Annotated in this window: 20 protein-coding genes; 11 read left to right on the forward strand and 9 right to left on the reverse strand. The window is 54.6% G+C overall.

From position 1 onward, the window contains the following. Nucleotides 1-29 precede the first annotated feature (29 nt). Together IEY11_RS05080 and IEY11_RS05085 are read left to right on the forward strand one after the other, a co-directional pair. Nucleotides 30-1415 carry an MFS transporter gene (locus tag IEY11_RS05080; protein ID WP_188885987.1) on the forward strand — a complete coding sequence of 462 codons (1386 nt, stop codon included), beginning with the start codon at nt 30-32 and terminating at the stop codon, nt 1413-1415. Between the two features lie 13 nt (nt 1416-1428). Further along, a complete protein-coding gene (locus IEY11_RS05085) occupies nt 1429-2262 on the forward strand; it encodes a sugar phosphate isomerase/epimerase family protein (RefSeq protein WP_243183958.1) in 834 nt (277 codons plus the stop codon). A gap of 239 nt (nt 2263-2501) precedes the next feature. Here IEY11_RS05085 and IEY11_RS05090 read toward each other — a convergent pair whose 3' ends face one another. The 7 genes from IEY11_RS05090 to IEY11_RS05120 all read right to left on the reverse strand — a co-directional run bounded on the left by IEY11_RS05090 (nt 2502) and on the right by IEY11_RS05120 (nt 7358). Beyond that, a complete protein-coding gene (locus tag IEY11_RS05090) occupies nt 2502-2909 on the reverse strand; it encodes a TRASH domain-containing protein (RefSeq protein ID WP_188885988.1) in 408 nt (135 codons plus the stop codon). A gap of 21 nt (nt 2910-2930) precedes the next feature. Further along, a complete protein-coding gene (locus IEY11_RS05095) occupies nt 2931-3575 on the reverse strand; it encodes an L-fuculose-phosphate aldolase (RefSeq protein ID WP_118479018.1) in 645 nt (214 codons plus the stop codon). Between the two features lie 12 nt (nt 3576-3587). Beyond that, nucleotides 3588-4673, reverse strand: a complete 1086-nt coding sequence (locus IEY11_RS05100) for a 2-hydroxyacid dehydrogenase (protein ID WP_188885989.1) — start codon at nt 4671-4673, stop codon at nt 3588-3590. A gap of 90 nt (nt 4674-4763) precedes the next feature. After that, nucleotides 4764-6176: a PTS galactitol transporter subunit IIC gene (locus IEY11_RS05105; RefSeq protein WP_118729053.1), complete on the reverse strand. Its 1413-nt coding sequence runs from the start codon at nt 6174-6176 to the stop codon at nt 4764-4766. 85 nt (nt 6177-6261) lie between these two features. Then, on the reverse strand, nt 6262-6561 hold the full coding sequence (locus tag IEY11_RS05110; RefSeq protein WP_199667385.1) for a PTS sugar transporter subunit IIB: 300 nt from the start codon (nt 6559-6561) through the stop codon (nt 6262-6264). A gap of 57 nt (nt 6562-6618) precedes the next feature. Continuing rightward, nucleotides 6619-7077, reverse strand: coding sequence for a PTS sugar transporter subunit IIA (locus IEY11_RS05115; RefSeq protein ID WP_118479014.1), 459 nt, complete (start codon nt 7075-7077; stop codon nt 6619-6621). A gap of 20 nt (nt 7078-7097) precedes the next feature. Next, nucleotides 7098-7358 (reverse strand): HPr family phosphocarrier protein, encoded by a 261-nt coding sequence (locus IEY11_RS05120; RefSeq protein WP_118479012.1) that lies wholly within the window; start codon nt 7356-7358, stop codon nt 7098-7100. 180 nt (nt 7359-7538) lie between these two features. Here IEY11_RS05120 and IEY11_RS05125 point away from each other — a divergent pair, with 180 nt between their 5' ends. Next, on the forward strand, nt 7539-8504 hold the full coding sequence (locus IEY11_RS05125; RefSeq protein ID WP_118479010.1) for a sugar-binding transcriptional regulator: 966 nt from the start codon (nt 7539-7541) through the stop codon (nt 8502-8504). 106 nt (nt 8505-8610) lie between these two features. Here the strand turns inward: IEY11_RS05125 and IEY11_RS05130 are convergent, their stop codons facing one another. Next, entirely contained in the window at nt 8611-9657 is a 1047-nt protein-coding gene (locus tag IEY11_RS05130; protein ID WP_188885990.1) for a zinc-binding dehydrogenase, read from the reverse strand. Nucleotides 9658-9965: 308 nt separating this feature from the next. On the opposite strand from IEY11_RS05130, the gene IEY11_RS05135 reads away from it, so the two are divergent. From IEY11_RS05135 to IEY11_RS05150, 4 genes are read left to right on the forward strand one after another with little or no spacing between them, the layout of a single operon-like run. After that, complete coding sequence (locus tag IEY11_RS05135) at nt 9966-10868, forward strand: 1-deoxy-D-xylulose-5-phosphate synthase N-terminal domain-containing protein (protein WP_118479006.1); 903 nt, start codon at nt 9966-9968, stop codon at nt 10866-10868. A 17-nt stretch (nt 10869-10885) separates the two neighbouring features. Further along, on the forward strand, nt 10886-11872 hold the full coding sequence (locus IEY11_RS05140) for a transketolase family protein (RefSeq protein WP_118479004.1): 987 nt from the start codon (nt 10886-10888) through the stop codon (nt 11870-11872). Continuing rightward, nucleotides 11873-12532: an HAD family hydrolase gene (locus IEY11_RS05145; protein WP_118729056.1), complete on the forward strand. Its 660-nt coding sequence runs from the start codon at nt 11873-11875 to the stop codon at nt 12530-12532. 12 nt (nt 12533-12544) lie between these two features. Further along, complete coding sequence (locus IEY11_RS05150) at nt 12545-13237, forward strand: class II aldolase/adducin family protein (RefSeq protein ID WP_110436230.1); 693 nt, start codon at nt 12545-12547, stop codon at nt 13235-13237. 201 nt (nt 13238-13438) lie between these two features. Here IEY11_RS05150 and IEY11_RS05155 read toward each other — a convergent pair whose 3' ends face one another. Next, nucleotides 13439-14293: a helix-turn-helix domain-containing protein gene (locus tag IEY11_RS05155; RefSeq protein ID WP_188885991.1), complete on the reverse strand. Its 855-nt coding sequence runs from the start codon at nt 14291-14293 to the stop codon at nt 13439-13441. A 224-nt stretch (nt 14294-14517) separates the two neighbouring features. Here IEY11_RS05155 and IEY11_RS05160 point away from each other — a divergent pair, with 224 nt between their 5' ends. From IEY11_RS05160 to IEY11_RS05175, 4 genes are all read left to right on the forward strand, one after another. Beyond that, nucleotides 14518-15450: a sugar phosphate isomerase/epimerase family protein gene (locus IEY11_RS05160; RefSeq protein ID WP_188885992.1), complete on the forward strand. Its 933-nt coding sequence runs from the start codon at nt 14518-14520 to the stop codon at nt 15448-15450. A gap of 111 nt (nt 15451-15561) precedes the next feature. Beyond that, complete coding sequence (locus IEY11_RS05165; protein WP_188885993.1) at nt 15562-16740, forward strand: Gfo/Idh/MocA family protein; 1179 nt, start codon at nt 15562-15564, stop codon at nt 16738-16740. An 89-nt stretch (nt 16741-16829) separates the two neighbouring features. Continuing rightward, nucleotides 16830-17843 (forward strand): sugar ABC transporter substrate-binding protein, encoded by a 1014-nt coding sequence (locus IEY11_RS05170; RefSeq protein ID WP_188885994.1) that lies wholly within the window; start codon nt 16830-16832, stop codon nt 17841-17843. A 116-nt stretch (nt 17844-17959) separates the two neighbouring features. Then, the gene (locus IEY11_RS05175) at nt 17960-19591 is read left to right on the forward strand and encodes a solute:sodium symporter family transporter (protein WP_117751237.1); all 1632 of its coding nucleotides are present in this window, start codon (nt 17960-17962) and stop codon (nt 19589-19591) included. Nucleotides 19592-19593: the final 2 nt, after the last annotated feature.

Below are 19593 nucleotides of genomic sequence, written 5' to 3' on the forward strand. Positions count from 1 at the left end.
TTTGAGAAAAGAAAGAGGGGTTGCTCCTTATGAGTGAAAAGAACAACACTGCCTCCCTTGGCTGGGGAACCCGTATCTCCTATGGTTTAGGCGATACCGCCTGCAACATTGTGTTCGGTATGATCACCGCGCTGCTCACCCTGTTCTATACGGATTACTGCGGTATTCCGGTCGTTACCGTCGGTCTGGTCATGCTGATCTCGCGTATTTTTGATGGCTCGTCCGACGTTATCATGGGCATCATCGTAAGCAAGACCAAATCCAAATGGGGCAAGGCCCGTCCGTGGATCTTGTGGATGAGCGTACCGTATGTTCTGTGCGCGGTTGCGATGTTCTGTGTGCCGCACAGCAGCAGCACGACCGTTCAATTCTGGTACATTTTTGTTACTTATAACCTGTGCACCACCGTATGCTACACCGCAATCAACGTGCCCTACGGCACCCTGTCCACCATGATGACCCGCTCCTCGCACGAGCGCGACCTGCTGTCCGTTGTGCGTATGTCACTGTCTCCGATTGGCAAGATCATTGCCGTAACCTTCACCATGCCGGTCATCAAGCTGTTCGGCAACGATCAGGCCGCCTGGATCAAGACCATGAGCATCTGGTGCGCCATCGCACTTGTTCTGCTTGTCATCTGCTTTGTCCGCTGCAAGGAAACCGTCAATTTCGAGGCCGCGCAGCAGGAGCAGCCCAAGGTTCCCGCTTCCCGTGCGCTGAAAGCCCTGCTGGGCAACCCGTATTTCTGGGCAACGCTCGTTCTGTGGACCGTCACCTGCGTACATACCACCATCATCGGCACCGATCTGCCGTATTACTGCAAATATGTTCTCGGCAACGATGAATGGTATTACAGCGTCATTTACACCTCCGAGATCGTCGCACTGATCGTTGGCGCGCTGCTGTGTCCAATGCTGCTGCAGAAATTCAACAAGCGCAACCTGTCGCTCGCCGGCTGTATCGTAGTTGTTATCGCCCATGCACTCATTATGGTAAACCCGATGAGCTTCCGGTGGATTCTGGTAATGACCATCATCCGCTCGCTCGGTCAGGCTCCGCTGACCTCTCTGGTATTCGGCATGATGGGCGACGTTGTAGAGTACGGTCAGTGGAAGAGCCATCTGCGTCAGGAAAGCCTGATCTTCGGCGGCGGTTCGCTCGGCTTTAAGATCGGTACCGGTATCACCAGTGCGGTTATGACTGCCATGCTCGAGGGCGCAGGCTTCCTCAGCTCGGTTACCGGCGGTGCTATGCAGCCGGCTTCCGCCCAGCAACTGATTTCCTCTATCTTTAAGTTCGGTCCGATTCTGGTCTGGATCGTTGCCATTATCGTCCTGCTGTTCTACAAGCTGGATAAGATTTACCCCACTATTATGAAGGAACTCACCGAGCGTGAAGCACGCGGTGAAATGTAAAGGAGACTGTCTTATGCTGAAACTCGGATATAACGAAGCAACCTGCAAGGAAAATTCCACAGTTGAAAACGACCTGCTGCTGTGTGAAAAGTACGGCTATGACTATATCGAGCTGCGTCTCGATATGCTGCAGGAGTATCTCAAGACCCACACCACAGACGATCTCAAGGCTTTTTTTGCAAAGAGCCATATCAAGCCGTTTGCATTCAACTCCATTGAAAACATCAACTTCTGCACGCCGGAGGAGTGGGAAAAGCTTGTAGCGCTGTTCACCTTCGGCTGCAAGGTGGCTCAGCAGATCGGCAATCCGTACATTATTGTTGTGCCGACTGTTACCAACGAGATCTGCACCAAGAACGAGAAGGAGATCTTCGACGACTCGGTGAAGGTGCTGAACGAACTCGCCGACATTGCTGAGCCGTACGGCGTCAAGCTGTCCTTTGAGCCGATCGGTGACAAGAAATGGTGCGTCAATAGCGTTCGTCAGGCGCTCGAGATCGTAAACGCCGTCAACCGCGACAGTGTTGGTCTGACCGTGGACTGCATCAATGTTTACCTGCACGACAAGTGCGCGGACGTTGATTTCATCCGCAAAATTCCCAAGGAGAAGCTGTTCGTGTTCCACATCAACGACTGCGAGGATCTGCCGCTCGGCATCCTCGACCACTGCCACCGTCTGATGCCCGGTCTGGGTGCCATTCCGGTGCAGGAGGTTGCTGATGCGGTACAGGCAGTCGGCTACGACGGCCCTGCGTGCCTCGAACTGTTCCGTCCGGAATACTGGAGAATGCCTGCTGAGGATGTGATCCGCATGGGTGCGGAAACCACCCGTCCGTTCCTCGGCTAATTTTCCCGAATCGCAGATCAAATTCCACATTCAATTTATTCTCTCTTATTTATATTCAAGTCTCCAAACAGAATACAAATATAATTTTCTCCTCAAAAGGACGGAAGGTACTTGGACCCCTCCGTCCTTTTGCTTTCCATCACATCAGACAATCCTGCAAAACCCCAAAGGGCGCTCCTTCGAGCGCCCTTTGGGGTTATGGAAAGACCTGACTTTCGCCAGACCGATCGCACTTGTCTTTACCGCAGCGTGAGCACCACCAGCACAACTGCCGACACGCTCAGCACAAGGCCGATAATGCGCGTTAGCCGCGTTACGCCGCGGATGCTCATCGCGTGAAAGCTCTCAAACGAGGTGACCGGATACGGAAACGCGATAAATGCCAGTCCTGCAACAAGCTGACCGGCATACGCACCGATCATGCGCAGCGGACTGTCACCGCCGAAAAATGCACTGATAACAAATCCGATGCCGCCCAGAAAGACCAGAAGATACAGCGCGGTCTTGAATCGCTTATCCAGCTTGATATACTGTTCGGTCTTTGCCGCACAATCCGCGCAGCACACCTCAAACGAGCGTGTGCGCACCTTTACCTTAGTCGGCTTTTTCGGCAGATCACCGCCGCAGTATACGCATTTTTCCTCCATAATGGTCCCCTCCTGCAAAATTTATTTCTGTCGGTAGGTCTGGAATGCCTCCAGCACCGAGCTGATCTGCTCGTCATTCAACAGCTTCGGCTCCTGACCGGCTGCCTTACAATTATAATAGAGCTGTGCGCAGAATTCGATCTGCTCGGACACATCCAGCGTGTAGCTGATATTGCCGCCGACGCACAGCAGACCGTGATTTCCGAGAATGCAGGCGTAATTATCGCCCATGCCGTCCAGCGCCGCCTGTGCCAGTTCATAAGTGCCGAACGGCACATATGGAATGCACGGCACCTCTCTGCCCGAATACGCCACCAGATAGTGCAGCGGCGGAATGCTCCAGCCGAGACACGCCAGTGTAGTAGCGTAGCGCGGATGCGTGTGCACGACCGACTTGATGCCCGGGCGCTTCTGGTAGAAAATACGGTGCATATCCACCTCGGAAGATGGCTTGCGGTCGCCGTCCGCCTTTTCGCCGTCGAGCGTCATAACGACCACATCGCTTGCGTCGGTCTTAAAATAGTCCATGCCGCTCGGACTGATGGCAAACAGGTTCTCCTTCTCGTTGTAAATGCTCAGGTTGCCGAAGGTGCCTGCGGTCAGACCGCGCTTGAGCATTTCCTGTCCGTATACAACGATTTTCTCTCTTTCTTCCTGCAAAAGCATTGCGCTTCCTCCTTACTCCAGTGTGATGGACACATGATTTACCACCCGATCGGTCACTCCGTCAGCCAGAAACCGATCGACCTCACGCATGAGCAAAAACGGCGCCCGCGGGATCGCGTCTACCGTGGTGCCCGCAATGTGCGGCGTTAGCAGCACGTTGTCCATCTGCAGCAGCGGATCGTCCACGGCGAGCGGCTCGCTGTCGTACACATCCAGCGCCGCGCCTGCCATGTAGCCCTGCTGCAGCGCCTCGACCAGTGCCGGCTGATCGACCAGACCGCCGCGCGCGGTGTTGATAAAGTACGCCGTTTTTTTCATGCGGGAAAAATACTGCATACCGATCATATGCTCGGTATCTGGTGTCAGCCGCAGGTGCAGCGATACAATATCGCCCTGTTCAAACAGGGTTTCAAGTGAATCGACTAGCTTGATTGCGCCGAGACCGGCCTTTTCCAGCTTTTCCGGACTGGTGTATGCGTCATACGCGATCACCGGCACGCCGAGTGCCAGCAGACGGCGCGCCAGCGCGCTGCCGACGTTGCCGATACCGGCCAGCGCCACCGTGTGGCTGGAAAGCGTCATCAAATGGTCCGAGTTGTAAAAGCTCTTCATCCATACACCTTCGCGCATTTTGCGGTGCGATAGCGCGATATCGCGCGTCAGATCGAGCATCATGCCGAGGGCAAAGTCCGCGACCGGCTCTGCATTGCGGATAACGTTGAGCACCGGAATATTGCGCTCACTTGCAGCTGCAAGGTCAATGTGCTCCATGCCGCCGCGGCAGGTCAGGATGACCTTGAGGTTAGGCGCTTTCTCAATCAGCGCACGCGGCACCGGATTGAAATGCACGAGCAGAACCTCTGCTTCGCCGATCACCTCGTCCAGACCATCCGCATACGGTACGGCTTCCGGACCGTTCCGCTCGAGTTTAAGCTGCCGCGAGGTGAATTCCTGCTTGTCGGAGCCGCCCCACATCAGCTTAGTGATCCTGCCGCAGCAGAGTGTGCTTTGCTGCACCGCCTGCTCCATCGTGTCCGGCGAAACAAAAGCATCGCCGACCAGTACGATATTCTGCGGCTTTTGTGTCAGTTCCTTCATCTTTTCCTCCTCTTCGGAATAAAACAACAGCCGGCTGCGCTGCATTTGTTTGCAGCAGCAGCCGGCTGTTTTCAGTTTAGAAGCAATCGCTTAGTATGCCGAGTAAGCAGCAGCAGCGTTCTCCAGATAGCCAACGAAACGCTCCTTGTTCTTCTTGAACAGGAAGTACAGTACGAAGTATGCAATGACAACCGCACCGATGATGATCGGATTCTGAGACCAGAATGCATAGAACAGACCGGCGATCAGCGGGTGGCACATAATACCGAAGCTGATGATGAATACGCCTTCCTGTGCCAGCTGGAAGCCGGCGTCAACAGCGACCTGCGTAAAGGTCGGCGCGAGAACGGACGCAACAACCAGGCCCAGAGAGAACCAGATCGCACCGGAAACAACGCTCTTTGCGATATTGCCGTTGGATACGCAAACAAATACCTCAACCATGTACGGCAGAGCGCACAGGTCAGCCATCGGCAGGATGGTGTTGCCCGGAAGAACAAATGCTACAACCAGCATGATCGGGATCAGCAGGATGCCGGTAACCAGTGTATTCGGCTCGCCGTAACCGCATGCATCGTTAACAGAGAGATACCATTCACGGCCTTCGCCGGACTTGGCAGCCTTGGACTTGTACGCATCAGTCAGAGTGGTAAATGCGCTTGCGAAGATACCGGCTACCTTCGGGAATACTGCCATGATCGCTGCGGTGGAAACGGCTGCAGAGGATACCGTACCCCAGGCCGTCAGCGCACCCTCGCCGACCAGAGCGTTAAAGTTGCCGATGATGCCGATCAGAGCGCCGACAACCAGGCCGATGAACATAGGCTCACCGAGGATGCCGAGCTTCTTCTGCAGGGTCTGTGCATTCAGCTTGATCTTGTCAAAGCCGATCTTGCCGAGGAACCAGTTCATGAATACCGCAAACGGCAGGCTCTCCAGATGATGAGGAGCGGTCATGCAGCAGTTATCGTAATCATAATAGGTAGACCAGCGCTTTGCGCAAGCCTCAGAGAACAGCAGGATGTAAAGCAGCTGAACGACCATCAGAGCCATGGAGAGCATCATGTTGTCGGTCAGAGCATACAGCATGGAGCCCCATACCATGAAGGAGTAGTTGTTCCACAGATCGGATGCCATAAATACGTTCGTCCACTTGGTGAAGAACAGCACAAGCTGCAGAATGATTGCAACGCCGATGAAGATCAGGCCGACCTTGGTCGAATACGCGATAACCGACGTGGACTGCCAGCCGGTATCGAGCGTCGGCAGGTTTACGCCTGCGTTCGTAACCATCTGGTTGACAACCGGTGCGATAATCGCGGAATAGCTGTTGATAACGAGGTTAAAACCCGTCAAGCCGACAGCACACAGCAGTGCCGTGTTAAAAGCCTTCTTGCCGGTAACACCCATGCACTTTGCGATGATAAACAGAATAACCGGTACGAATACTGCAGCACCGAATGCACTGAACACATCACTTAATGTTTGAAAGAAACTTGCCATGCTTGGAACCACCTTTCTTTTTACCCTTTTGCCTTTTGCCTTTACTCTTTGCTATGGATGACTATGAGAAAATGCGCCTTGCCCTTTACGCATTTGCCTCCAGGATCTTCAGGCAGTCATCGACTACCTTGTCCTCGGACAGACCGGTCAGCATGCCGACTGCCTTTACCTTCGGGATGCCGAAGTCCTCGTAAACCGGGCTTACACATGCAATCAGATCAAACTTCTTGCCGGTGATCTCGGTCGAAATGCTGTTCGGGCTTGCTTCCACCATGGCAGCGTCCCAGCCCTTTTCCTTCAGGCGCTCCTTGAGCTTGCCTGCTACCATTGCGGAACTTACGGTACCCGAACCGCATACACACAGAATGTTACAAGTTTTCATCATTTGACCCTCCAATAAATTAGATTTAACCGTGTTTTGAACAGAACCGCAGTCCTGTAATCAACCAATGTACTTCTGAGCCGCCTCGAACAGCTCGTCTTCATTTTTTGCTGCGCGGAATGCAGCAACGACCTCCGGCTGCTGGAATACGCCGAGCACCTTCTGCAGCAGCTCGACCTGCTCATCCGGATTCTTGATGGCCATCATGAACAGCATTTCCGCCTGCACCTTGGTATCCGGATCGCCCATATGTTCAAACTCGACCGGGTGCTTAAGCTGTGCGATGCACACGCCCGGGCGGTTAACATGCTGCGGATCGGTGTGCGGCATAGCTACCGCGATATCCGCCAGCTGCAGACCGGTCGCGTAATTCTTCTCACGCGCAACAACTGCATCAATATAGGTGTCCTTTACGAAGCCTTCATCGTAAAAACGCTGACCGACCTTGCGGATTGCCTCCTCGGCGTTTGCCGCTTCCACATCCCGCAAAATCAGATTGCGAAAGGTTGCCTGCTCCATCTTCATTTCTCCTTTTCTTCTCAGTCGGTCAAGCCTTCCAGGAATTCCATGATCTTTGCACCGGATTCCTGCTCGCTGGCGCCTTCTACCTCGATTTTGATTGCTGAACCTTTTTTCAGGCCTGCGGTCAAAATTCCAATTACATTTTTGGGGTTAATCGTGCCTTTTTCGCAGATCAGACGAATATCATCCGGAATATCCTTGCACAGCTTGGCCAGCTGGCTGGCCGGACGCGCGTGCAGACCGGTTGGATTTTTTACAACAAATTCACTGGTGAACATGGATGTTCCTCCTATTTCCTACTATTCCTATGGAGTATTACTACAATTCCTACGGGCAATATCATATTGGATTTTTCACTTTTTGTCAATACGTTTATTGACATTCTATACGAAAAACGCTATACTTTGTGTTGCGAACAAATGTTCATCTAACTTTTCAAATTTTTAAGGAGGCCTATTATGAGCAGCCGTACCGATTTGCTCGTACGAATCTCCGAGCTTTATTATCAGCAGAATCTCAGCCAGCAGGATATCAGCAAAATCACCGGCATTTCCCGTCCCACCATCTCCCGCCTTCTCGATGAAGCGAAGGAGACCGGCGTGGTTGAAATCATCGTTCATAGTCCGATCAACAAAAATCCGCAGCTTTCGCACCTTGTTCGTACAACCTTCGGTTTACGCGATGCGGTCATCGTTGCCGGAGATTATGAATTCGACCAGTCCCTGACACGCTGTGCACACTGTGCAGTAGATTTTCTTTCGACCGTACTGGAAAACAACATGTCTATCGGCATTTCGTGGGGCCGTGCACTGGAAGCACTGTGCGATGTCCTCGAACCGACCGATTATTCCGACTACTATAATGTAACTGTTGTGCAGATGGTCGGCTGCCTCGGCACCGGCAATCCGCGTGTGGACGGCCTCGAGCTTGCGCTCCGGCTTTCCAAAAAGGTGCACGGCACCTATTCCAACATCTATGCACCGGTCTATGTGGACAGCGAGCTGGTTTACTCCTATCTCACCGCCGAGCCGCAGATTGAAGCAACACTCAAGAAGGCAGGTTCGGTAGATATCATCCTCACCGGCATCGGTTCGCTGAATGACGCTAACGGCTCACTTTATAAATCCGGCTGCTACAACGCCGAGGAGCGCAAGGAGCTGATGCGCCGCGGTGCGGTTTCCAGTCTGCTCGGCCGCATGTTTGACATCAACGGCAACGAGGTTCAGCTGGACAGCCGCTACGTCATCTCCGCTCCGTTGGAGGCAATGCGCACTCCGGCGTGGTCGATCGGCATCAACGCCAGCGCCGAAAAGGCAGAGTGCACGCTTGCCGCCGTGCGCGGAAAGTACATCAACGTACTGGTCGCGGACGAGGCACTCGCCCGCCGCATGCTGGAAATGGAAGGCGTTGCCGTACCCGAATAAGCATCCCTTTTAAGAATCAACCAATACCGTACAAGCGGTATTGGTTTTTTCTTTTCTCTCATTTCTTTATCATAATCAGTTCATTCTTTATCCGTCGTGGAATTGCTTATTGCAGACTGTCATCCAGCACGATAACACCCTTGGCGCCTTCGCCTCGGATCATCTTGTCAAAGCCGTCGCGCCATTTCTCCAGCGGATCGATTGAGGTGACGATCTTTTCCGGTACAACTGTGCCTGCCGCCAAAAGCTCCAGAGCCTTGACCCACGAGGACGGCTTCTGGCTGCGGGAGCCAACATAGTTGATCTCGTGATGCAGGATCAGGTCGGTCCAGATACTCTCATGCGATTGCGGGAACACGCCCATCTGTACAACTGTGCCCTTGCGGCGTACCAGCTCAAGCGCCTTGTTGGCTGCCGGAACCGCACCCGAGCACTCAAAGCACTTGTCCGCACCGACACCGTTCGTCATCTCCATCACGATATCCTTGATGTTCTCGGTCTGCTGATCAACACAGCGGTCCGCGCCTGCACTCTTTGCAATCTCAAAGCGTTCCGCATCGTGGCTCAGTCCGGCAACGATAACGGTCGCGCCCTGACTCTTTGCCACCTGCATAACCATCTGGCCGATTGCGCCGACACCGAATACCACGCAGATATCGCCAGGCTGTACATTGCCCTTCTCGATAGCAGCATGTACGCCGCACGCAAGCGGTTCAGTGAGCGCGGCACTCAGCAGCGATACGTTATCCGGCAGGACGTGAACGCTTTCCTCTCTGCTGACCAGATACTCAGCCATCGAGCCGTTAATCTGGGTGCCAATGCCCTGCCGGTTGCCGCACAGATTGTAATCCTTGGATTTGCACATCGGGCATACGCCGCAGGTCTTGAAGGTGGTCTCGCTGGTAACGCGATCTCCCACCTTAACATCCTTTACGTCCGGACCGATCTCGGTGACTACACCGGAGAACTCATGGCCGAGTACAACCGGCGGCTTAGTGCTCGCGTAGGTGCCCTTGAACGCATGAAGATCAGTGCCGCAGATACCGGAGTACGCGATCTTGATCTTTACCAGATCTCCGGTCGCTTGGGGTTCCGGAATATCTGTATACTGCATATGATCAAAACCGGTCTCCGTTTTCACAACAGCTTTCATAATTCATCTTCCTTTCATGGAACTCGCGGGAATGTTTGAAATTTTGTTCATTGTTGTGAACCGTTTTCTAAATTCCTTTTATCTCATTATAGGCAACATAAACAGTCTCGTCAAGCCATTTCCGCGCTTCAATCGTCGTTTTTCACTATTTGACTAATTTCATCAACTCGTTTTTGGCACAAATGACAAGTTTTCTATCGTTGACATTTGTGCTTACATATGAAATAATGTTTTTAAGGGATCGACACCACAACCCACAGCACCGACTGTTCGTATAGGTATTGGATTCAGAAAGGAGTCATGCTCTTATGAGTGAAAAAAATTATTCCACCGCCGATATTCAGGCGGTCGCTAACGGAATCCGCAAGCAGATTCTCGGCGTTGCACTGAAAACCGGCGGCTGCTATCTGGCACAGGCGTGCTCGTCGGCAGAAATCATTGCCTCCCTGTACACCCGTGTGATGAACCTCGGTCCGTCCGTCGGCAGCTGGGAGCCGATTCCGTTCCCCGGCGTTCCGGGGCCGGATAATATGGATTATCAGCGAGGCTCCTCTTACAACGGCGCTCCTGCACCGGATAAGGACCGTTTCTTTGTATCCTGCTGCCACTATGCTTCGGTTATCTACGCCGCACTGGCAGAGACCGGCCGCATCAGCCCGGACTGCATGGACAAATTCAATGTAGACGGCTGGAACATGGAAATGATCGGTGCGGAGCACTCCCCCGGATTTGAGAATACCGCAGGCTCGCTCGGCCAGACCATCTCGATCGCAGGCGGCACGGCTCATGCCCGCAAGCGCCGCGGCGACACCGGCAAGTGCTATGTTCTGCTCGGTGACGGTGAGCTGCAGGAAGGTCAGACCTGGGAGTGCATTCAGGCAGCCGGTTACTACAAGCTGGATAATTTCATCGTTGTAATCGATGCAAACGACCAGCAGGTTGAGGGCAAGATTGAGGATCAGATGACCGAGGAGCCGCTGATCGACCGCTTCACCTCGTTCGGCGCGGTCTGCGTTGAGGCAAACGGCCATGACATTGAGGACTTCTGCAAAGCATGTGAGACCCCGCATGAGGGCAAGCCGCTCGTTGTTATCGCACGCACGCACGGCTGGACCGGCGTTAAGCCGCTCGAAAAGCCGCGTTCGATGCATTTTATCCGCATCGGCGCTGACGAGCGTGATGAATTCCAGAAGATCTATGACGAGATGTGAGAAGGAAGGAGTTCAAAATGAAGATCGAAGTTAATACACATGAAAAAAATATGATTCGCTTCGCAGCCGAGCATCCGGAGGTTCTGGTTATGTCGGCCGACCTCGGCTCCTCCTGCGAAGTAAAAAAGTTCCGCCAGACCTACCCGGACCGCTATCTGACCATGGGTATCGCTGAGCAGAACATGTGCTCCTGGGCAGCCGGCATGTGCCGTGAAGGCTACCGTCCATTCCTGCACACCTTTGCGGTATTCCTGTATCGCCGCATCCTCGATCAGCTGGAAATGAGTGTTGCTTATCCGAATCTGCCGGTTGTATTCGTCGGCTTTGTGCCGGGCATTACCACGCCGGGCGGTGTTACCCACCAGTCCATCAACGACATCGGCGTACTGCGCACGGTGCCGAACATGGCCATCTTCGACATCGGTGATGCAACCGAAATCGAAGGCGTGCTCGATCTGGCATACAACTACAACGGTCCGGTTTACATCCGCATGCTTCGCAAGGAAGTTCCGCGCCTGTTCCCGGCAAACGAGCCGATGCAATTCAACCGTGCCCGCGTACTGAGCGAAGGCGATGACATCGTTCTGCTGTCCTCCTCCATCTGCACCGAGGAAGCAATGCGCGCTACCGCAGTTCTGAAGGAAAAGGGCGTTTCCGTACAGCATATGCACGTTTCCACCCTCAAGCCGTTCACCGACCCGACCATCGTTGAGGCCATCAATAAGAGCAAGTACGGCGTTGTTACCATCGAAAACCATCTGGATATCGGCGGTCTCGGCTCCGCTGTTGCTGATGTTATCGCAGAGAACGGACTGGGCAAGCGTCTGGTCAAGATCGGCCTGCCGGGCTATCCGCACGGTGCGTCCAAGATGTATCTGATGAAGAAGTACGGCATTGATGCCATGCACCTCGTATCCGCTGTCGAGGACCTGACCGGCAAGAAGCTCGGCGTTGCAGAGTCCGATCTGGAAGCCGTTCGCTTTGTAGACTTCCTGGAGGTATAAATGGGCTTTCGCGCCTGCGTCTGGGATTTGGACGGCACGCTGCTCTATACCCTGCCGACCATTCACCATTACTGTAACCAGTCCCTTCGTCATTTCGGCTTTCACGACATTACACTCGACGAATGCCGTGACCTGTGCCGCCTTTCTATCGCGGAGTTTTACCATAAGCTGCTGAAGCTCGGCGGCTGCCCGCCTGATCGGGTTGCCGCACTTCAGCCCGCGATACGCGATTACGACTGCGCCGCGTACCTCAGCGATTTCACCTATCTCACCCAGCCGTATGCAGGGGTGTGTGAAACGCTTGCGGAGCTGAACCGCCGCGGCATCAAGAACGCCGTTCTGACGAATAAACCCAACGCCGTTGCCTGTGCGCTCATCGACCGATTTTTCGGAGATGCGATGGAGCTGTGCGTCGGACAGACGCCAGAGACCATCTCCAAACCCGATCCGCACTCGATGGACCCTGTGCTTGATCAGCTGGGCATACCACGTGAGCAGATACTCTATGTCGGTGACACCGATGTGGACATGCAGACCGCACGCAACACGCAAACGGCAGCCGCTGCTGCCGCATGGGGCTATCAGCCGCTCGAAATGCTGCTGCCCTACCATCCGGAATTCATCGTCCGCAAACCGGAACAGCTGCTCACGATTTTTTAGGAGGAATTCACCATGTTTTCGGAAATGAAAAAAGAAATCATCGAAGCCGGTATCCTGCTCGACCGTTATGAGCTGGTATCGCTGACCTGCGGCAACCTGAGCGTACGCATGCCGACCGGCGAGATTCTCGTTACGCCGTCCGGCATGATGTATGAGAAGATGGTCGAGGATGATATGATCGTCATGGATATCGACGGCAATGTCATCGAAGGCACCCGCAAGCCCTCGTCCGACACACCGGCTATCCTGCATATCTTCCGCGAGCGTCCGGATATCAACGCCGTTATCCACACCCACCAGCCGTATGCGACTGCGGTTTCGCTCATTCCGGGCCTGACCGAGTTCCGCGTATGCATCACCGCACTGGCCAATGCCGCCGGCGGCAATGTGCCGATCACGCCGTATTCGGCTGCCGGCTCGATCGATATGGGCATCGATACCGTCAAGTACGTCGGCAACGGTCATGCCGTTATCCTGTCTCAGCACGGCGTTATGACGGTCGGCAAGGACCTCAATCAGGCGCTGTACGCTGCGGTCTACCTCGAAGAAGCCGCAAAATGCTATCTGGCTGCCCGCGCAGCCTGCGTCAACGGCGAGATCAAGCAGATGAGCGACGCGCAGATTCAGCAGATGGTTGACGTATTCCAGTATTACGGTCAGGGCACTGCTAAGATTCCGGAGGATCTGGTAAAGCGAATCGACTAAACTCACACAGTCTACCTATTCACTCAGATAGAAATTTCCAAACCAAACCTTAAGGCAACACCCCTCTAATAAAATCAGGACGGAAGGTCTCTCGAGCCTTCCGTCCTGATTTTTTAACGAGCATCGTCCGCACCATTAAAATTCCTGTAGAATATTTAAAACCTCGCCAGAGAATCCGCTGCATTCTTTGACGAGGTTCTTTTACTGCAGTCTGCTGCCCTGCATATTCTCCAGATACTTCCTGCGATACCGAATCGGCGGCAGACCGACCAGCTTCGCAAAAATGGCGTTGAAGTGGTTTACGTTGGTGTAGCCGACGATGGCGGCAATCTGCGTTGCGCTGTAATCGGTGGAAATGAGCAGGTTCTGCGCCTCACCGACACGGCAGCGAATCATATAATGGATGGGCGACATACCCGTGATCTCCTTAAATATATGCGCCAGATGATACGGCGACATGGACAGCGCCTCTCCAATATCCTCGAGTGTCAGCTGCTCGGTGAAATGCGTGCCGATGTACTGCCGGATACGGTTCGCCAGCACCAGATTATGCGGCTGATCGGCGGCGCGCGCATCCGGCGGCAGATTGGCCGACAGCAGCACCAGCGCAGGCAGCAGCTGTGCGACGATTTCATCCGAGTAGGACGTTCTCCGTTCCGCGTGCTCGTAAATCAGTTCGCTGAGCGACTGCATGTGGTCAATCTCGTCCATCGCCGGACGCACAAATCCGTTTTCTGCCTTGGTGAAATGCCCTTCCGGCAGTCCGCACAGCTGCAGACCGGAAATGCCAAAGCAGAGCGTACCGATCTCGTGTTGCAGGGACGAGGTGACTTCATGCAGATCGCCTTGATTATATAGTAAGATATCACCCGTGCGGATCGGATAGCTGTAGCCGCCTGCGATGTACTGTCCGGCCCCCTGATAAACATACAGCATTTCCGTGAACCGCTCGTGCCGATGAATGGCGCGCGTGATAGCCGATGCCGCTACGATCTGCTTGGTGGCGTACAGCAGACTCGGCATCTGACCGGATACAAAACGTATTTCTTCCGCCATGCTCTTTCCCCCTGTGTAAATATGGGTATAGTATAGCGTATTTTTGCACAGACCGCAAGAATCCGTATAAACCAAATTGCTACCCCTGCTTTTTGTGCAATATTTCAATATTTTCCGCAAAACAAAACGCAAGAAGAAAGAAACACCATATTCGCCGAAATAGTATAATGAAATCATCAAAAAGAACAAAAACTTCAGTTAAGCCTCGAAAGGAGTTTTCAATTATGAGCATTCAAATCTGCGGTGCACCCTGCTGCTGGGGTGTAGACGACCCCAAGAATCCGTATTTACCTCCCTGGACGCGCGTACTGGAGGAAGCCGGTAAAGCCGGTTACAGCGCCATCGAGCTTGGCCCCTACGGCTACCTGCCCATCGATGCCGAGCTGGTCGCAAATGAGCTGAAAAAGAACGGTCTCGCCATCGTAGCAGGCACCATTTTCCACGATCTGCTCGATGCGGACAATCAGGAGAGCGTGCTGCACGCGGTTGACGACATCTGCCGCCTGATCACCGACCCCAAGCTGCCGGTGCTCAAGACCCACGACGGCCAGAAGTTCCCCACGCCGTACATGACCGTTATGGATTGGGGACACGACGAGCGCGACTACGCCGCAGGCCATCCGGACACCGCGCCGCGTCTGTCGGACGAGGAATGGGCGCGCTTCATGGGCAACGTCCGCGCTGTATGCGAGCGCGCAAACAAATGGGGCGTTCGTCCGGTTATCCATCCGCATGCAGGCGGCTACATCGAGTTTGCAGACGAGATTGCAAAGGTTGTCCGCGATATTCCGTACGAGGTTGCCGGTCTGTGTCTGGACACCGGTCACCTGTACTATTCGCACATGGACCCGGTGGAGTACCTCAAAAAGTACGCTGACAAGCTGGATTACGTCCACTTCAAGGACGTAAACGAAACCGTTTACCGTCAAGTACTCGGTGAGCGCATCCGCTTCTTCGACGGCTGCGGCAAGGGCGCGATGTGCCCCATCGGCACGGGTTCGCTCGACTATCCGGCCATCAAGAAGGCGCTTGCAGATATCGGTTATTCCGGTTACATCACCATTGAGCAGGAGCGCGACCCGCGCAACTCGGACACCAGCCTGCGCGATGTAAAGGCCAGCGTGGACTATCTGAAGTCGGTCGGCTACGAAATCTGATCACATCCGAGCGAGGAGCACGGCTCTTCTCTCCCGTGCTCCCACTCCACTCTCTCAATAGTTCAAACACAATAATTTAATATTCATGTAGTTTTTAAGGAGGATTTCTTTATGTATTACGGTGAAAAACGAGTAGAAAATCCCATTCGCTGGGGCATGGTCGGCGGCGGCCGCGGCAGTCAGATCGGCTACATCCATCGCTCAGCGGCACTGCGCGACTTCAACTTTGATCTGGTTGCCGGTGCGTTCGACATTGATCCCGAGCGCGGCAAGGACTTCGGCAAGCAGCTGCATGTTGATCCGGACCGCTGCTATCCGGATTACAAGACCATGTTCGCTGAGGAGGCCAAGCGTCCGGACGGCGTGCAGGCGGTTTCCATCGCAACGCCGAACGGTATGCACTACGAGGTCTGCAAGGCTGCTCTCGAAGCCGGTCTGCACGTTGTCTGCGAGAAGCCGCTGTGCTTCACTTCTGAACAGGCAGACGAACTGGTCAAGCTGGCAGAAGAAAAGCACCGCGTTGTCGGCGTGACTTACGGCTACTCCGGTCACCAGCTGATCCAGCAGGCGCGCCAAATGATCAAAAACGGCGATCTCGGTGAAATCCGCGTTATCAACATGAGTTTCGCATTTGGCGGCTACAACTTCAAGATCGAGGACAAGGTTCCGTCCGCAAAGTGGCGCTTTGACCCGTCCAAGGCAGGTCCGTCGTTCGCACTCGGTGATGTCGGCACGCATCCGCTGTTCATCATCGAGGCCATGATCCCGGACATGAAGATCGACAACCTGATGTGCACCAAGCGTTCCTTCGTTGAGGGCCGCGAGCTGGAGGACAATGCCTTCGTTATCATGAACCTCAAGGGCAGCGAAAACGTACAGGCAGGCGCTCAGGTATACTGCTGGGCAAGCTCAATCAACAGCGGCGCACGCCACTATCACAAGATCCGCGTGGTCGGCTCCAAGGCATCCCTCGAGTGGGATGACGAGCGCCCGAACCAGATGCTGTACGAGATCGAGGGTGAGCCGTCCCGCGTGCTCGAGCGCGGCGCAGGCTACCTGACCGACGAGGCGCGTGTCGAGGACCGCATCGGCGGCGGCCATGCCGAGGGTCTGTTCGAGGCGTGGAGCAACCTGTATGCCCGCTTTGCAGTCGCTATGGCTGATGCGGACAAGGGCGCTTACGGCGACTTCTGGTATCCGGATGTCAAGGCCGGCGCACAGGGCATCAAGTGGATCGAAAAGTGCGTGGAATCCGCAGACAAGGGTTCCGCGTGGGTGGATTACGAATAATTCCATCAACAGCATATCCCCAAGAATCTTCTGATAGCATTTCTTTTCTATTTTAATATCTGTTATTACCTGATTTCGGAGGAACGATTATGAAAAAGAGATTACTCGCTGCATTGGTATCCGGCGCGTTGATGATGAGCGCTCTCGCAGGCTGCGGCGGCAGCACCGCACAGACAAATAACGGCGGTGACACTGCCGACCAGACCACACAGCAGGATTACCATATCAAAGTCATCCTGAAAACACTGGCTTCCGAGTACTGGCAGTACGTCGGCAACGGCTGCAAGCAGGCCGGCAAGGATTTGGGCGTAACCGTTGATGTTCTGGGCGCGAGCTCGGAAACCGCATATGACGAGCAGCTTTCCATGATCGAAACCACGCTCAGCGCGAACGACTGTGATGCAATGGTGGTTGCGCCGCTTCAGGCGGAAACCGTTGCAACACAGATTGCAAATACCGACCTGCCGATCGTGGCGATTGATACCGCCATCGACTCGGACAAGGTGCTCAGCTTTGTCGGTTTCAACAACGAGGAGCTGGCCGCAATGGGCGGCAAGGCCGCTGTTGAGGCGGCAAAGGATAAGGGCTGGGATAAGATTACCGCCATCGGCATCATGGGTGTGCAGGGCGACTCCACCTCGGAGGCACGCATTGCAGGCTTTAAGCAGGGCATTGCCGAGGCTGGCGGCGAGTATCTCTCTGCCGAGACGCAGTACGCAGACAGCGTAGCGGACAAGGCTGTTACCTGCATGGAAGCCATCATTCAGGCACATCCGGAGGGCGTATCCATCATCGTAGCGAACAACGATGATATGGCAGCCGGTGCCGCCCGTGCCGCAGCCGCATTCCCGGCGTACAAGAACACCATCTTTGTCGGCATCGGCGGCAATCTGGCCGGTATCGATGCGATCCTCGCCGGTCAGGAAACCATGACAGTCGCGGTAGACGGCTACGATGTTGGCTACCTCGGCGTGCAGGCCGCAGTCGATGCGCTGAACGGCAAAAAGCTGGACGAGTTCATTGCGACCGATGCTACCGTTGTAACGGCTGACAACGCCGCAGAACGCCGCGCTGAGGTAGAAAAGCGCCTGGGAACCTCTTAATCAAACTCGCACCAACGAAATACCGCGGAAAACCGCCTCTTCAAAAGGGGGAGGCGGTTTTCCGCGCCCAAAAATCAGCCCACACAGTAAAAAAAAACAAGGGGGAAAACAACAAAATGGCATTTACTGTCGCAACCTTTATCGCGTTCACCGTGCTTGTCGCGGTGCTCTCGTGGTGGAAAACACGCGATGACGACCTGTCCACCAAGGAAGGCTACTTCCTCGCAGGACGCGGACTGCCCGGCATCGTTATCGCCGGTTCTCTGATGATGACCAACCTTTCCGCAGAACAGCTTGTCGGCACGAACGGACAGGCGTTTGCGGGCAACATGAGTACGATGGCATGGGAGGCCACCTCGGCGTTCGCGCTGATCGTGCTGGCGTTCGTGTTCCTGCCCAAGCTGCTGCGCGGCGGCATCGCAACCATCCCGGAGTTCTTCGAGATGCGCTACGATACCTTCACCATGCGCCTGTTCTCGCTGCTGTTCCTGATCGCGTATGTCGTTACTATGCTGCCGACCATCCTGTATTCGGGTGCGGTCGCACTGGTTAAGATTTTCGACCTCGAGAGTATGTTCGGCATCAGCTATTTCAGCGCCATCACCATCATCTGCATCGGCACCGGCATCATCGGTATGTGTTATGCGGTATTCGGCGGCCTGAAAGCCGTTGCCTACTCGGATACCATCAATGGCGTCGGTTTGATCATCGGCGGCTTCGCTATCCCGATCCTCGGCATTCTTGCCCTCGGCAAGCTGGACGGCGGCGGCTTCATGGCCGGTCTGGATCACCTCATCTCCGCAACGCCGGAAAAGATGAACGCATGGTCCGCGCCGAATGCACTTCCGCCGGAAGTACCGTGGCCGCTGCTGCTGACCGGTATGTTCGTCAACAACCTGTTCTACTGGGCGACCAACCAGTCCATCATCCAGCGTTCGCTCGGCGGCAAAAACCTCGCTGAGAGCCAGAAGGGCGCGATCTGGGCCGGCTTCTTCAAGTGCCTTGACGTATTTGTCATCGTTCTGCCGGGCATCATCGCGTTCCAGCTGCTGGCTGCAAACGGCCAGATGGACACCTCGGTCGGCATGGCGGCTGACCAGGCGTACCCGCTTCTCGTTATGAAAGTGCTGCCCAAGCCGCTGATGGGCTTCTTTGCAGCCGTTATGTTCGGCGCGATCCTGTCCTCGTTCAACTCGGTGCTGAACTCCGCATCCACTATCTTCACGCTGAACGTTTGGCAGCCCATCTGGGGCAAGCAGGCCTCCAACAACAAGGTCGTTAAGGTCGGCCAGATCTTCGGTACGGTTGTCGGCGTGGTTTCCATCGCCATTGCACCGTTCGTCATGTTCTTCGGCACCGGCATTATGAACTTCATCAATGAGTGCTGGGGCTTCTTCTCCATGCCGCTGCTGACCGCTGTTCTGTTCGGTCTGCTGAGCAAAAAGGCGCCTGCCATCGCCCCAAAGATTGTTATTCCGGTCCACATCGTGCTGTACGGTCTGACCAAGGTCATCCCGTTCTTCAGCCGGTTCCACTATCTGTACGTTGTATTCGCGCTGTTCGTCCTCGAGTGCATCATCTATGCAATCTGCATCAAGGTAAGTCCGCGTCAGCTGGCGTGGGAGATGCCGGATGCCAAGGTCATGGATATGACCCCCTGGAAGAGCGGCAAGGTCTGGGCGATTGCCGGTGCGGCAGTTGTTGCGATCATGTACCTTATCTTTTCGCCTCTCGGCATTGGTGCATAACG

This window comes from Butyricicoccus faecihominis, assembly GCF_014648015.1.
Lineage (GTDB): Bacteria > Bacillota > Clostridia > Oscillospirales > Butyricicoccaceae > Agathobaculum > Agathobaculum butyriciproducens.

Bases quoted from the DNA above. Each gene is read 5' to 3' on its own strand.
- IEY11_RS05115 (WP_118479014.1), bottom strand. From the start codon at position 7,077: ATGGAGCAGGCAACCTTTCGCAATCTGATTTTGCGGGATGTGGAAGCG.
- IEY11_RS05135 (WP_118479006.1), top strand. From the start codon at position 9,966: ATGAGTGAAAAAAATTATTCCACCGCCGATATTCAGGCGGTCGCTAAC.
- IEY11_RS05160 (WP_188885992.1), top strand. From the start codon at position 14,518: ATGAGCATTCAAATCTGCGGTGCACCCTGCTGCTGGGGTGTAGACGAC.
- IEY11_RS05150 (WP_110436230.1), top strand. From the start codon at position 12,545: ATGTTTTCGGAAATGAAAAAAGAAATCATCGAAGCCGGTATCCTGCTC.
- IEY11_RS05120 (WP_118479012.1), bottom strand. From the start codon at position 7,358: ATGTTCACCAGTGAATTTGTTGTAAAAAATCCAACCGGTCTGCACGCG.
- IEY11_RS05175 (WP_117751237.1), top strand. From the start codon at position 17,960: ATGGCATTTACTGTCGCAACCTTTATCGCGTTCACCGTGCTTGTCGCG.
- IEY11_RS05100 (WP_188885989.1), bottom strand. From the start codon at position 4,673: ATGAAGGAACTGACACAAAAGCCGCAGAATATCGTACTGGTCGGCGAT.
- IEY11_RS05090 (WP_188885988.1), bottom strand. From the start codon at position 2,909: ATGGAGGAAAAATGCGTATACTGCGGCGGTGATCTGCCGAAAAAGCCG.
- IEY11_RS05105 (WP_118729053.1), bottom strand. From the start codon at position 6,176: ATGGCAAGTTTCTTTCAAACATTAAGTGATGTGTTCAGTGCATTCGGT.
- IEY11_RS05110 (WP_199667385.1), bottom strand. From the start codon at position 6,561: ATGATGAAAACTTGTAACATTCTGTGTGTATGCGGTTCGGGTACCGTA.
- IEY11_RS05155 (WP_188885991.1), bottom strand. From the start codon at position 14,293: ATGGCGGAAGAAATACGTTTTGTATCCGGTCAGATGCCGAGTCTGCTG.
- IEY11_RS05130 (WP_188885990.1), bottom strand. From the start codon at position 9,657: ATGAAAGCTGTTGTGAAAACGGAGACCGGTTTTGATCATATGCAGTAT.
- IEY11_RS05085 (WP_243183958.1), top strand. From the start codon at position 1,429: ATGCTGAAACTCGGATATAACGAAGCAACCTGCAAGGAAAATTCCACA.
- IEY11_RS05125 (WP_118479010.1), top strand. From the start codon at position 7,539: ATGAGCAGCCGTACCGATTTGCTCGTACGAATCTCCGAGCTTTATTAT.
- IEY11_RS05165 (WP_188885993.1), top strand. From the start codon at position 15,562: ATGTATTACGGTGAAAAACGAGTAGAAAATCCCATTCGCTGGGGCATG.
- IEY11_RS05080 (WP_188885987.1), top strand. From the start codon at position 30: ATGAGTGAAAAGAACAACACTGCCTCCCTTGGCTGGGGAACCCGTATC.
- IEY11_RS05140 (WP_118479004.1), top strand. From the start codon at position 10,886: ATGAAGATCGAAGTTAATACACATGAAAAAAATATGATTCGCTTCGCA.
- IEY11_RS05145 (WP_118729056.1), top strand. From the start codon at position 11,873: ATGGGCTTTCGCGCCTGCGTCTGGGATTTGGACGGCACGCTGCTCTAT.
- IEY11_RS05170 (WP_188885994.1), top strand. From the start codon at position 16,830: ATGAAAAAGAGATTACTCGCTGCATTGGTATCCGGCGCGTTGATGATG.
- IEY11_RS05095 (WP_118479018.1), bottom strand. From the start codon at position 3,575: ATGCTTTTGCAGGAAGAAAGAGAGAAAATCGTTGTATACGGACAGGAA.